The 12407-nt window shown below is 70.6% G+C and carries 10 protein-coding genes; 3 read left to right on the forward strand and 7 right to left on the reverse strand.

Features of this window, described 5'->3' with window-relative positions:
• Positions 1-85: 85 nt before the first annotated feature.
• On the reverse strand, positions 86-448 hold the full coding sequence (locus B4V06_RS05000) for a hypothetical protein (RefSeq protein WP_498167954.1): 363 nt from the start codon (positions 446-448) through the stop codon (positions 86-88).
• 179 nt (positions 449-627) lie between these two features.
• Between B4V06_RS05000 and B4V06_RS05005 the strand changes: the two genes are divergently transcribed.
• A complete protein-coding gene (locus tag B4V06_RS05005; protein ID WP_498167957.1) occupies positions 628-2970 on the forward strand; it encodes a DEAD/DEAH box helicase in 2343 nt (780 codons plus the stop codon).
• A 1-nt stretch (position 2971) separates the two neighbouring features.
• On the opposite strand, the gene B4V06_RS05010 is transcribed toward B4V06_RS05005, so the two are convergent.
• Positions 2972-4321 (reverse strand): putative ATP-dependent zinc protease, encoded by a 1350-nt coding sequence (locus tag B4V06_RS05010; protein WP_498167959.1) that lies wholly within the window; start codon positions 4319-4321, stop codon positions 2972-2974.
• 115 nt (positions 4322-4436) lie between these two features.
• On the opposite strand from B4V06_RS05010, the gene B4V06_RS05015 reads away from it, so the two are divergent.
• Positions 4437-5195 (forward strand): topoisomerase DNA-binding C4 zinc finger domain-containing protein, encoded by a 759-nt coding sequence (locus B4V06_RS05015; RefSeq protein WP_498167962.1) that lies wholly within the window; start codon positions 4437-4439, stop codon positions 5193-5195.
• 51 nt (positions 5196-5246) lie between these two features.
• Here the strand turns inward: B4V06_RS05015 and B4V06_RS05020 are convergent, their stop codons facing one another.
• The 3 genes from B4V06_RS05020 to panB all read right to left on the reverse strand — a co-directional run bounded on the left by B4V06_RS05020 (position 5247) and on the right by panB (position 9792).
• On the reverse strand, positions 5247-6233 hold the full coding sequence (locus tag B4V06_RS05020) for a tyrosine--tRNA ligase (protein ID WP_498167965.1): 987 nt from the start codon (positions 6231-6233) through the stop codon (positions 5247-5249).
• 112 nt (positions 6234-6345) lie between these two features.
• A complete protein-coding gene (locus B4V06_RS05025; protein ID WP_123113325.1) occupies positions 6346-8400 on the reverse strand; it encodes a DUF460 domain-containing protein in 2055 nt (684 codons plus the stop codon).
• Between the two features lie 585 nt (positions 8401-8985).
• The gene (panB, locus tag B4V06_RS05030; protein WP_498167967.1) at positions 8986-9792 is read right to left on the reverse strand and encodes a 3-methyl-2-oxobutanoate hydroxymethyltransferase; all 807 of its coding nucleotides are present in this window, start codon (positions 9790-9792) and stop codon (positions 8986-8988) included.
• A 143-nt stretch (positions 9793-9935) separates the two neighbouring features.
• Between panB and B4V06_RS05035 the strand changes: the two genes are divergently transcribed.
• Positions 9936-10415, forward strand: a complete 480-nt coding sequence (locus B4V06_RS05035; protein WP_255212473.1) for a DUF5822 domain-containing protein — start codon at positions 9936-9938, stop codon at positions 10413-10415.
• A 110-nt stretch (positions 10416-10525) separates the two neighbouring features.
• On the opposite strand, the gene B4V06_RS05040 is transcribed toward B4V06_RS05035, so the two are convergent.
• Positions 10526-11140 (reverse strand): HAD family hydrolase, encoded by a 615-nt coding sequence (locus tag B4V06_RS05040; RefSeq protein ID WP_123113323.1) that lies wholly within the window; start codon positions 11138-11140, stop codon positions 10526-10528.
• On the reverse strand, positions 11137-12348 hold the full coding sequence (locus B4V06_RS05045) for an acyl-CoA dehydrogenase family protein (protein ID WP_123113322.1): 1212 nt from the start codon (positions 12346-12348) through the stop codon (positions 11137-11139). Before B4V06_RS05045 ends, B4V06_RS05040 begins: the two co-directional genes overlap by 4 nt.
• Positions 12349-12407: the final 59 nt, after the last annotated feature.

The following is a 12407-nucleotide window of genomic DNA, read 5'->3' on the forward strand; positions in this document are numbered from 1 at the left end:
TGAACCTCATGTTCGGAGCGGAGGTGGACTTGGCAGGCCCCGTTCGGCTCCCGAACTCGATCCCCCTCGGCCCGAGGCGGCCTCGCTACGCCTTCGTCACGAACGTCGCGTCGGCCGAGGTGCGCCCCTCGTTGAACGAGAGCACCTTGGCGCGGATCACGTCGCCCGTCGAGAGGTCGCGCGGGATGTCCTCGGTGAAGACGACGAACCCCTCGACCTTGCCGACGGCGACCTCCTCGCCGGAGTGGTGGTCGGTGAGTTCGGTGACGCCGAACTCGTACGTCTCGCCGATCTCGACGGGCGGCTCGCGCTCTTGTGCGGCGTCGTGGGCGCGCTTCGACTCCCGCGCTTCCTCTGACGGCCCGCGGAGGCGACTGACGACGGCCAACAGGACGAGCAGGGCGATCACGGCCACGGCCCCCACGACGAGCGGGTCCGACGGTATCATACCGGCCGGTCGGTCCGCGGTCACGTAAACGCTCGGGGTCGACGACGGCGAACGCGCCCGTCCGAACGGACCGCGCTCCGCCGGCCACATGAGAAACGCCTTTGCGCTGGAGCCCCCCGACTCGACGTGATGCGAACAACGCTCGGTCGCCGTCGACTCGCCCGCGAGCGTGGTGCGGCGTGAAGGTCGCGGACGCGGTGCCGGAGTTCGCCGACGCGTTCGGCTTCGAGGAGTTCAACCGGATGCAACGCGAGTCGCTGCCGGGCATCCTCGAGACCGACCACAACGTCGTCGCCTCCGCGCCGACGGCCTCGGGGAAGACCGCGCTCGCCGAGCTCGCTATCTGCAAGACCCTCTCGGAGGGCGGCACAGCGCTCTTTATCGCTCCCCTCCGCGCGCTCACCAACGAGAAGGAGAGCGAGTGGGAGCGCTTCGAGGAGCTCGGCTACTCCGTCTACGTCGTCTCCGGCGAGCGCGACCTCAACCCGCGCCGCGCCGAGCGCGCGGACGTGCTCGTGACGACCCCCGAGAAGGCCGACAGCGCCACCCGAAAGCACGACTCCGCGCGCTACTCGTTCGTCACCGACGTCGACTGCGTCGTCATCGACGAGGTCCACCTGCTCGACAGCGAGAAGCGCGGTGCGGTGCTCGAGGTGACGGTCTCGCGGCTCCGTCGGCTGCAGGACCCCCGCGTCGTCGCGCTCTCGGCGACGATGCCGAACATCGCGGACGTCGCAGAGTGGCTCGACGCGCCCGCGGAGACGACCTACGAGTTCGGCGACGAGTACCGCCCGGTCGACCTCGAGACCGGGGTGAAGACGTACTCGCACGGCTCGAACGCCTTCGCCGACAAGTACCGGCGGCTCTACCGCGCGCTCGATCTGGCCGAGCCGCACGTGCGCGAGGACGGGCAGGCCTTGGTGTTCGTCTCCTCGCGGCAGGACACGGTGCAGGCGGCCAAGAAGGCCCGCGACGAGATCACCGACCGCGACATCCCGATCGACTCGCGGGACGATTACGACTTCCACAACGAGGCGAAGGAGCTCACCAACGACACGCTCCGCCAGTCCGTCACCGACGGCGTCGGCTTCCACCACGCCGGGCTCGGGAAGGAGGACCGCGACCGCGTCGAGGAGTGGTTCAAGCAGGGGAAGATCAAGCTGCTCTTCTCGACGTCGACGCTCGCGTGGGGGGTGAACCTCCCGGCGCGCTGCGTCGTCATCCGCGACACGAAGTACCACGACCCGCTGGAGGGCGAGACGGACATCTCGCCGCTCGACGTGCTCCAGATGCTCGGGCGCGCGGGCCGGCCCGGCTACGACGACGTGGGGTACGGCTGGGTGGTCTGCGACCGCGGGGACGCCGACAAGTACCGAACGCTGCTGAAGGAGGGCAAGGAGATCGAGTCCCGACTCGCCGCCGAGCTCGAGTCGCACCTCAACGCGGAGATCGCGATGGGGACCATTCGGGGATTGGAGGACGTGATGGAGTGGCTGGAGACGACCTTCTACTACGTCCGCGCCGAGTCGAAGCCCGACGCGTACGACTTCGGCACCCTTCGCGACCGCGTGCGCGACACCCTCGACTCGCTCGTCGACGACGGGTTCGTCGCGGCCGACGACGACCTCGCGATCGAGCCGACGGGGCTCGGCCGGCTCGCCTCGAAGTACTACCTCCGTCTCGACACCGCCCGTCGCTTCCGGCGGCTCGCCGACCGAGAGACGCTGACGGTCGACCGGATCTTGGAGGCGGTCGCGTCGGCCGGCGAGTTCGACTCGGTGTCGGCGCGGTCGGCCGAGTCGGACGCGGTCGACCGGATCCTCGACGGCCACGACACCGACTTGGAGGACGGGCACCGCAAGGTGTTCGCCATCCTGCTCGCCGGGATGGCCGACGCGATCCCCTCGGACCTGCGGTCGGACGCGTGGGTGATCCGGCAGAACGCGCTCCGCCTGCTGGCCGCGCTCGCGGAGTTCCTCGACCGGTTCGCCGGTCCGCGCGCCGCCAACCTCGCGTGCCGCGTCGAGGCGCGCGTCGAGCACGGCGTTTCGCGGGAAGCGGTCGCGCTCACAGCGATCGACGGGGTCGGCTCCGGCCGCGCGGAGCGGCTCGCGGACGCCGGCCTTACCTCCCCTGCGGCCGTCGTCGACGCCGGCGCCGACGCTCTGGAGAACGCCGGGATGAGCGGCTCCGTCGCCGAGCGGATCGTCGACGCCGCCCGCGACTGCCCTCGGATCGACGTCGACTGGGGCGACTTCCCCGACGCTATCGCCGTCGGCGAGAACGAGATGTGCGAGGTCGCGGTCGCGACCCTCTCCGGGAGCGCCCGCACGGGGATCCGGGTCACCGTCAACGACGTGGAGATGACCGCGCGGACGACGTACCTCGACGGCGAGACGACGGTCCCGGTCGGCGTCTTCGGTCCCCCAGACGCCGACGAACTGGAGTTCGTCGTCGAGGTCGTCTTCCCCGACCTGCCGCTGATGCCCGTGCGGGCCACGCGGACGGTCCGGGTGGAGTAGGTCACTCTTCGCGTTCCCGTTTCGTGATATCCACGCGGTAGCCGTCGAGGAGGTCCCGACCGAGGAGTACGGGGTACGTCATATGATTTCGGTCCTCGATGCTCGCGGTCACAGTCTGCCAGCGATTCCCGATTTTGACATCGATCTCCACGACCGGGCGCTTCTGTCGCCCGGTTCGCGATCCGGACTTCACGTAGACCGTGTCGATGATCGGACCGGCGCCGATCTCCGCGGCGACGTCGAAGTCGATGCTCGTCCGCTGGGCGCCGGTGTCCGATTTGGCGATCACGTCGACCGCCTGCTGACCCGCGCTCACCGTCACGCGCTCGGTGTAGCCGATCGTCGTCGATCTCTCCGGCTCCGGGTCGGTCGGGGGTTTACACTCCGGGACCGAATCGTCCAGCGTCTCCGCGAGTTCAGCGACGCGGTCGGGGTCCACGCGGCCGCCGCCCCGATCGATCGCGAGGGCGGCGATGTGCGGGGCGGGACTGATCCCGGTTGCCTCGAAGAGCCCTTTAAATCCCGCCGTCACGTTGACCTCCAGAACGTACCACGCGCCGTCGCGGCACAGCAGGTCCACGCCGGCGTAATCGAGGTCGAGCGCGTCCGCCGCCTCCCGCGACAGCCGCGCCGCCTCCTCGGGAAGATCGGCGGTGAAGTCCTCGACTTCGCCGCCGACGGCGACGTTCGTGCGCCACTCGTCCGACGGCGCGTACCGCTTCATCGCGGCGACGACGCGCCCGCCGACGACGTACGCGCGGACGTCGAACGGCCGCTCCGTGCCGGTGTCGATAAACTCCTGCAGGAACGCCCGCCGCCGGGCGATGTACGGGGAGACGGCGTCGTCCGCGCCGACGACCGCCATCCGGTCTCCGTTCGTCCCGATGGCGGACTTGTGGACGGCCCTCTCGCCCGCGAGGCGGTTGCCTTCGTTGATCGTCCGGTGTGAGAGCGCCAGGTAAGCCTCCGGAACCGGGATCCCGGCCGCGGTGAGCGTCGCCGCGGCACCGTACTTGTGAATGGCCCGGACGACGACGTCCGGCGGGTTCAACACGGGACGCGACGCGGCGTAGCTCGTCGCGACGCCGAGATCGTCGAGCGGCTGGACCGCCTTCGTCGTCAACAGCCGGTTCGCGACGACCTCCACGTCGGGGTCGAAACGGAGGCCCTCGTCCTCGATCCAAGACCGGACGTTCTCCTCGCGGAGCCAGACCGGCTCGTGACCGAGCGCGCGAACGGCGTTGAGGATCGCCTTGGTCTCTTTGCTGTTGTGGAAGCTCAACACCCCAACCCGAACGGCTGCAGCCGTGTCCGCTGTTTTCGGCGGATCTGAACCCGAGGCCTCGCTCATGTGTCGACCTACGGAAACGATATTGTTAAATGAAACACACGATTCTCCCGTCCCCGGAGTCCGGTCCGGTCGCACCGCCCACTGCTTAAATCGGAAAACGGGGCAACCCCGCCGCATGCCCGAACGACTCCGCGTGTTCGCAGGCGACTGCCGAGTGACCGAGCGCGGCGACCGCTCCCGGACCCACCGGGGACGCGTCGTCGTCCTGATAAAGCCGGACGACACCACGCTCGTCCACGACGCCGACGGCTACCAGCCGGTCGCGTGGCTCACCCGCCCCGACTCGGTCGTCGTCGAGGGCGACGGCGACGGGTTCTCCGTCACCGCCCGCGACGGCACCCGTCGTCTCCGGGTCGTCGCCGAGGAGGCGACCGCGGGCCGCGCCCTGCCGATCACGGAGGCCGGAATCCCGGTCGGCACCTGCCCTGAGGACGGCGGGCCGCTCGTGCGCTCGCGCGGCGACGTGGTCTGTCTCGACTGCGAGGAGCGGTGGGGGCTCCCGGCGGGCGCGAGCGTCACGGACGCGACCTGCGACGACTGCGGGCTGCCGAAGCTCCGCGTCGAACGCGGCGAGCCGTTCCACCTCTGTCTCGACCCCGCGTGCGACCCGATGGAGGCGGCCGTCAGCGACCGATTTGATCGGGTCTGGGACTGTCCCGACTGCGACGGCGAACTGACGGTCAACTCCGCGCCCGGCCGCGTCTACCTCGGCTGCGAGAACTACCCCGACTGCGAGACGACGTTCTCGATCCCCGCCGGCGTCGTCGTCGACGAGTGCGCCTGCGGGCTCCCCGTCTTCGAGACGGCGACCGGCCGCGACTGTATCGACGGGAGCTGCGAGCGCGGGGCGCGCGCGGCGGGTGAGGAGAAATAGCGAACCGGGTGAACCGAACCGGCCGAAGCGAACCGAACCGACCGAAGCCGCCTACTCCGCGAGCTGCTCGCGTCCCGGCGCGATGAGGCGGTCGAGGTACTCGGCGAGCGCGCCCTTCGCGTCGGCCGGGTGGAGCTCGCTGGACTCCAGGTCGGCCTCCAACGCGTCGTAGTCGTCGTACGCTAAGTCGCCGCCGTACTCCTCGGGGCGCTCGACGCGGACCGTCTCGAACCGCGGAAACACGTGGTACTCGAACACCTGCAGGACGGGGTTCTCCCGCGACTCGCCGTCGTCGGTCGGCTCGGGGTCGGCGGTCGGCGGGCAGTACGCGTCGTTCACCTTCGACTCGATATCCGCGCGCGAGTCCTCCATCGAGATGGTGACGCCCTCGCTAGAGGACATCTTCCCGCGGCCGGTGCCCAGGTCGGCGATGAGCGGCGTGTGGAGGCTCGTCGGCGGCTCGCGGTCGATGCTCGGAAGCACGTCCCGCGCGAGCATGTGGACCTTGCGCTGCTCCATCCCGCCGACCGCCAGGTCGACGCCGAGGTACGGGATGTCGAGCGCCTGCATCAGCGGGTACACCGCCTGCGACACCTTCACGGAGTCCCCGGAGGTGATCTCCGCCATGGCGCGCTCGGCCCGCGCGAGCGTCGTCTCCAGCTCCAGCGCGTGCAGATCGAGGGTGTAGTCGTCGTCGAGCTGGAAGTCGGAGCCGAGCACGAACTGCGTGTTCGACTCGTCGAGCCCGTAGGCGATGAACTGGTCGCGCATGCGCTCGGCGGTGTGGCGGATGTCCTCGAACGACCCCTTGTCGTTGAGGTAGGCGTGTACGTCGGCGAGCAGCACCGTCACCTCGAACCCGGCCTCCTGGAGGTCGATGAGCTTGTTCGCGGTGAGCATGTGCCCGATGTGGAGGACTCCCGAGGGCTCGTAGCCGACGTACGCCCGCTTCCCGTCGGGGTCGTCGGCCAGCGCCTCGATCTCCTCCTCGGTGACCACCTCGGCCGCGTTCCGGGTGATCCGCTCGTAGGCGTCCATACGCAGGAGTTGCGGTTGTCGGACATATGACTTCTGGAAGCGTGCGGACGCCTGGCGAGGGGCGTCTCCGCGGAGCGCCGTCGGCACCGTCGGCCTCGTTTCCCTGCCGGCCCTACTCCTCGGTCTCGGGGAGCGTCCGCCCCGCCCGGTGCTCGGAGATGATCCGGTCGAGGTGCTCCTGTTTCTCCGCCTTCTGCCGGCGCTCGGCCCGCCGCTCCCAGTCGTCGAGGGCGGCCTCCAACTGCTCCTCGCTTGCGACCGCCAGCTCGTCGACCTCGCGCACGGGCACCGCGTCGACCGGGACGACTGGCACGTCGTGGTCGAACAGGACCTGGTCGGCGACGTCCGCGAGGTTCCCGTCACGGATCACCGCCCGCGGATCCGTCTCGGCGAGCCGCTCGGCGGTCCGACGGCCCGCTCCCGAGGCGTCCCGGAGGTAGACGACGTCGCCGGCGACGAGCCCGTACGCTTCGTCGGCGGCCTCCAGCGCGTCGAGCGTGAACTGCTCGACGACCTTCACGCTGACGAGCCCCTGGTCCGCGGCCACGTCGTCGAAGTTGGAGTGGTCGAGCCGCCACAGCTCCTTCAGCGTCTCCACTTTCCCCTCTAACTCCTCGACGGTCTCTCTCGCCTCGTCGCGCTCGCGCTCTAGCCGGTCGGTCTCGCGTTCGAGCCGCGAGACGGCCCGCCGGGTGCGCGCCTCGATGCGCTCCTCGCGTTTCGCCTCTTCCAGCTCCCCCTCCAGCTCCGCGATCCGCTCGTCGCGCTCGGCGAGGTCGGCCTCCAGCGACTCGGCGTGCGACTCCAGCCGCTCGACGCGCTCGCGGAGCCGGCGGATCGTCTCCTCCTCCTCGGTGCGCTCGGGCTCGGTGGGATCCGTCTCGTCGGCGTCGGTGTCGCCGCTCCCGCCACCGTCGCCGCCGTCGTCCTCGCTGAGGTCGGCGATGACGGACTCCACGGAAGCGTCGCCGGCGACGACCCCCGCGATCACCGCCTCGCGGTCGAGCCGCGGCGGCGTCTTCGCCGCGATCCGGTCGAACTGATCCTCGTGGTCGTCGTAGGCGTACAGGGCCGCCGCCAGCGCGTCGCGCTCGTGGTCGTTGTCGTAGCTCGCCTCGCGGGTCCGGTGGAGCTTCTCGTCGACGGGGAGGTCCGTGGTCGGCCGCCACCCGGCGGCGTCGAACGAGCGCCGGAACTTCTCGACGGTCTCCGGCATCGGCTCCACGTCGGCGGCGACGATGATCGGGCGGCCCTGCTCGATGATCCACTCGGTCACGTCGGCCGTGTCGGCGGTCCGCGAGGAGTACAGCGCGTGCACGGTGCCGTCGAGTCCCACGACGGCCGCAGCGGTCGTCGTCCCCGGGTCGATGCCGACGATCACCCTATCGCGCCGCTGCACCAGCGGCTCGTACTCGATCCCGTCGCGGCGCTCTCGCTCGACCTCGACGCGCACGTCGCCGGCCCGCGAGTTCGACACGGGGATGTCCTCGGGGCGCGCCTCGACCGCGAACGTCGCGTTCGCGTAGCCGCCGTACTTCTCGGTCACGTCGCGCTCGAAGTCGAGGTTCGCCTCCTCGAGCTTCGACTGCACCTGTCGGGTCCGCTTCCGGACGTTGCCGTGGATCCGGCGGGTGTAGCGGTCCTGACTCCACCCGCCCTTCCCGGTCGAGCGTCCCCGAGACACCTTCACCGTCGTCTCGTCGGTGAACGCGGTCACCTCGTGGCCGACGTTCGCCGCGGCCAGCCGGGCCGACGCCTCGGCCTCCTTCATCGGTTCCTTCCCGTATGGGATTCCGTGGCGGGAGGCGACCCGCGAGAGCGGCTCCGGCCGCTCCGCGCCGGTCACCTGCACGAGCCGGGTGCCGTCGGGCAGCGACCGGAGGAACCCCACGAGCTCGCCCTTGTCCGCCGCCAGCTCGTAGGCGTTGTCGGTGGCGACGTAGAGGGGCTCGCGGTCGTCGATCAGCCGGCAGAGCTTCCGGAACGACACCACGTCGCGGGTCACCCGCGCCATCGGGCCGTCGGCGTCGGGCGCGTCCGGGTCGTCATCGTCGACGGGGTCTAAGATGACGAGGGCGTAGGAGGGGTCGTCGCCGCGAACGTCGCCGCTGTGCACGTCGACGCCGAACACCGGCCGGTCGCGGGCGCGGATGGTCCGGGTTGTCACGGATTCACGTAGGCCGTTCGCGCGTATATACCCCACGCCGGGTGTGGCGGTTTCGTCGTGGGATCCGGTTCAGTAGCTCCGTGGGGACCCGACTCTTCGAACGTGTGAGGTCGCTCAAAACGGAGGTCGATGCGGTATTTAAAGGGCGACGAGCTGCGGCGAAGATAGCTTATAAAATCGGATGCGGTGGCGCGTGCCCGTGAGCGGCCGGCAGGCCGCGAACAGCGAGGGACCTTCGGTCCCTCTGGCAGCCGGCGGCTTTGCCGTCGGCGACGGCACCGCGCGAGGGAGTCGGTGGTCCGGAGCGAAGCGACGGACCACCGACGAGGCTGGGGAGGCGTAAGGTGTGGTTGCGGTGCGGTCGGGGTGGGACTCAAAGGGGCAGCCGCGAGGGCGAAGCACGACGACGCAAGCACTGCAGGGAGCGAGCACCGCGAGCGACCGAAGCGCGCAGCGAGTCGCGCGAGTCCTCGCGGCTGGGGCTTTGGAGGTGTTCACCGCAAAGCAACCAGTCACGTAAACCCGAACGGCCGAGGCTTCGGATGTCTTCTCCGCAGCGCCGCCGTTCGCTGATAACTATCCGACTCAGTACAAGTCCTCGAGGTCCTCCTCGACGTGGGTGTGCTCGTCGGCCGGGAACGCGCCGCTCTCGACGGCCTCGCGGTACGCCGCGACGGCGTCGGCCATCTCGCCGCGCACGTCGCCGAACTGCCGGGAGAACGGGGGCGACCACTCGCCGAGCCCGATCGCGTCGTTGATCACGAGCACTTGCCCGTCGCAGTCGGGGCCCGCGCCGATGCCGATGGTGGGAATGTCGAGCGCCTCGGTCACCGCCCCCGCGAGGTTCGCCGGGACGTGCTCCAAGACGAGCGCGAACGCGCCGGCCTCGGCGTGCGCTCCCGCGAGTTCGACGATCTCCTCGGCGGCGTCCTGATCGGTCCCCTGTCGCGTGTACCCGCCCAGTCGATTGACGTGCTGGGGAGTCAGGCCGAGGTGCGCCATCACCGGGATTCCGACCTCGGTCATGCGCCGGGTCATCGAGACGGTGTGCGGGCCGCTCTCGATCTTCACCGCGTCGGCGTTCGCCTCCTTCACCAGCCGGCCGGCGTTGCGCACGGATTCGCTCTCCTCGACGCCGAAGGTGAGGAACGGCATATCGGCGACGACGAGCGCGTCCTCGGTCGCGCGGGCGACCGCTGCGGTCCGGCTCGCGACCTCGTCGAGCGTCACGGGGAGCGTGGAGTCGTACCCCAAGGCGGTGTTCCCCATGCTGTCGCCGACGAGGATCACGTCGATCCCGGCCTCGTCCACGACCGCCGCGGTGGGGGCGTCGTACGCGGTCAGCATCGTGATCGGCGCCTCGCGGTCCCGGAGTCCCCGCGTCGTGGTCATACCCGACCTCACCCGCGCGACCGGTTAAAATCGCCGGGATCCGGAAGCGCGCGGTCAGGCCTCCGGCGGCGCCGCTGCCCGAGAGCGCGCCGCGCCGCCCCGCGACCGCCACCGATTTGCCCCTCGGCGCCCGAGACGAGATCGTGCAACCTGTCGAGCGGGCCGAGTTCGAGGGGGTCGACTACGGCTGGGTGATGCAGACGACGTTCGTGCTCACGATCCTCGTCGGCGCCCCGGTCGTCGCGGTCCTCTCCGCGTTCGTCACCCTCGACTCGTGGGGCGCCCGCGCCGCCTTCGCGGTCCGCGTCGGCGCGCCGATCTGGTTTACCACCGCCGTCGCCGTCGCGCTCTACGCGCGCCGGACCGACGCCGGGGACGGGGGCGTCGAGAGCGCCGGGGCCGAGGAGGCCGGAGGAGACGGCCCCGACGACACCGAGAACGAGGGGACGAGAGAGGACGACCACGACGACATCGAGGGCGAGGAGAACGACGACATCGAGGGCGAGGAGAACGACGACATCGAGGGCGAGGAGAACGACGACACCGGGAGCGAGGCTCCCGAGGCGACGACCGGACGGGAGGGCGATCGCGCGTCACGGTCGACCGGGCCGTCAAAGGACTGACCCCCTGCCGCGGGCCGGGTCCGTCGCCGTGGCTTCGGGTCCGTCGCCGCGGCTCTGAATCGCTCTCCCGCGATCTTCCTTTTAAACGACCGTGCGGCTCGGTCCGCCGGTCAGATCAGGTCCGCCACCCACGCGAACGCGACGCCAGCGCGCTCCGCCGCCGCCTCGTCGCGCGGCGAGTCGCCGACGAAGAGCGCGTCCTCGGGCGCCGCGCCGAGCCGATCGACCGCCGCGAGCAGCGACTCCGGCTCCGGCTTGTGTGACCCGACGGTGTCGCGCCCGACGATCGCGTCCGTGTCGAGCGCGTCGCCGAGGCCGTGAGCCTCGACGGCGATCCGGCACGCCTCCTCGCAGTTGAGCGAGCAGACGCCGGCCGGCGGCGTGCGCCCCCGATCGTCGGCCCCCTCGACCAGCCGCGCTCCGAGCGGGAGCAGCGTCGAGTCGCGCGCGCCGGCCCGCTCGTGGAGCGCGATCGCCTCTTCGACCGGATCGCCGATCCCGTACTCGTCGGCCGCCTCCAGCAGGCCCCAGAGCTCCTCGGTCGGCGGCTTGATCGCGTGCTTGGCGTACACGTCGAGCACGGACGACGCCACCGTCCCCCAGTCGACCGCGAGCTCGACGAGAGTCCCGTCGAGGTCGTAGACGACGGCGTCGTAGCCCGCGAGGCCGGGAACGGCGCCGTCGGCGCTCGAGGCGGCGCCGTCGGATCCGGGATCGCCCGTCATTTCCCCAACACCCCCCGCGCGATGATCGTCTTCTGGATCTCCGTGGTCCCCTCGTAGATCTCCGTGATCTTCGCGTCGCGGTAGAGCCGCTCGACGTCGAAGTCGGTCGTGTAGCCGTAGCCGCCGTGGATCTGGACGGCCTCGTTGGTCACCGACATCGCCGCCTCGCTGGCGCGGTACTTCGCCTTGGAGGCCGCGACGCGGTTGTCCTCGCCCGCCTCGGCCTGCCGGCACGCCTCGCGGACGAGCAGGCGGGCCGCGGAGACGTCCGTCGCCATCTCCGCGAACTTGTGGCGGATCGTCTGGATCTCGGCGATCGGCTCGCCGAACTGCTCGCGCTCGGCGGCGTACGCCGTCGCCTCGTCGAGCGCGGCCTGCGCGACGCCGACCGCCTGTGCCGCGATCCCGATCCGGCCGCCGGTCAGCGTCCGGAACGCGGCCGAGAGCCCCTTCCCCTCCTCGGTGAGCCGGTTCTCGGCCGGGACCCGACAGTCGTCGAAGCTGATTCCGGTCGTGTCGGAGGCGCGGAGCCCGAGCTTCTCCTCCTTCTTCCCGACTTCGAACCCCTCGACGTCGGCGGGGACGAGGAACTGGGTGATCGACCCGCGGCCGTCGTCGTCTCGTTCGGTGTCGTCGCTCTCGGGGTCGTCCCCCTCGCTCTCGGGGTCGACCGCCTTCGCGAAGACGATGGCGACGCCGCCCCGCGTCCCGTTCGTGATCCACTGCTTCTCGCCGTTCAGGACGTACTCGTCGGTCTCGGGGTCGTACTCGGCGGTCGTCGACATCTCCGCCGGATTCGACCCCGCGTGCGGTTCGGAGAGACAGAACATCCCGACCGGGCGCCCCTCGGCCGCCATCTCCGGGAGCCAGCGCTCCCGTTGGGTCTCGCTGCCGAACTCCGCGATACAGGAGGTGGCGAGGCAGTGGACGGACAGCGCGGTCGCGACCGCGAGGTGGCCGTACGCCAGCTCCTCGTTGACGACCGCGTAGGTCGTCTCGTCGGCGCCGAAGCCGCCGTACGCCTCGGGCGCCGTCAGCCCGGTCAGCCCCAGCTCCGCGAGCCCGTCCCAAGCGTCCTCCGGGAACGACTCCGTCTCGTCCGCCTCGCCGGCCCCGGGTCGGAGCTCCTCGACCGCGAACTCCCGGACGAGCTCCCGGATCGCCTCCTGTTCGTCGGTGAGCGACGAGCCGACGCGTGCGCCAGTCATGGCTTCGAGTTCGATCTCACACGGAAAAAGGTGAGCGATCGGGTGAGGTGGCCGGCGCG

The organism is Halorubrum sp. B53 (assembly GCF_059752395.1).

Excerpts from the sequence above, each read along its gene's own strand:
- B4V06_RS05020 (WP_498167965.1), bottom strand. The coding sequence starts at position 6,233 with ATGGACGCCTACGAGCGGATCACCCGGAACGCGGCCGAGGTGGTCACC.
- B4V06_RS05010 (WP_498167959.1), bottom strand. The coding sequence starts at position 4,321 with ATGAGCGAGGCCTCGGGTTCAGATCCGCCGAAAACAGCGGACACGGCT.
- B4V06_RS05000 (WP_498167954.1), bottom strand. The coding sequence starts at position 448 with ATGATACCGTCGGACCCGCTCGTCGTGGGGGCCGTGGCCGTGATCGCC.
- B4V06_RS05040 (WP_123113323.1), bottom strand. The coding sequence starts at position 11,140 with ATGACGGGCGATCCCGGATCCGACGGCGCCGCCTCGAGCGCCGACGGC.
- B4V06_RS05015 (WP_498167962.1), top strand. The coding sequence starts at position 4,437 with ATGCCCGAACGACTCCGCGTGTTCGCAGGCGACTGCCGAGTGACCGAG.
- panB (WP_498167967.1), bottom strand. The coding sequence starts at position 9,792 with ATGACCACGACGCGGGGACTCCGGGACCGCGAGGCGCCGATCACGATG.
- B4V06_RS05045 (WP_123113322.1), bottom strand. The coding sequence starts at position 12,348 with ATGACTGGCGCACGCGTCGGCTCGTCGCTCACCGACGAACAGGAGGCG.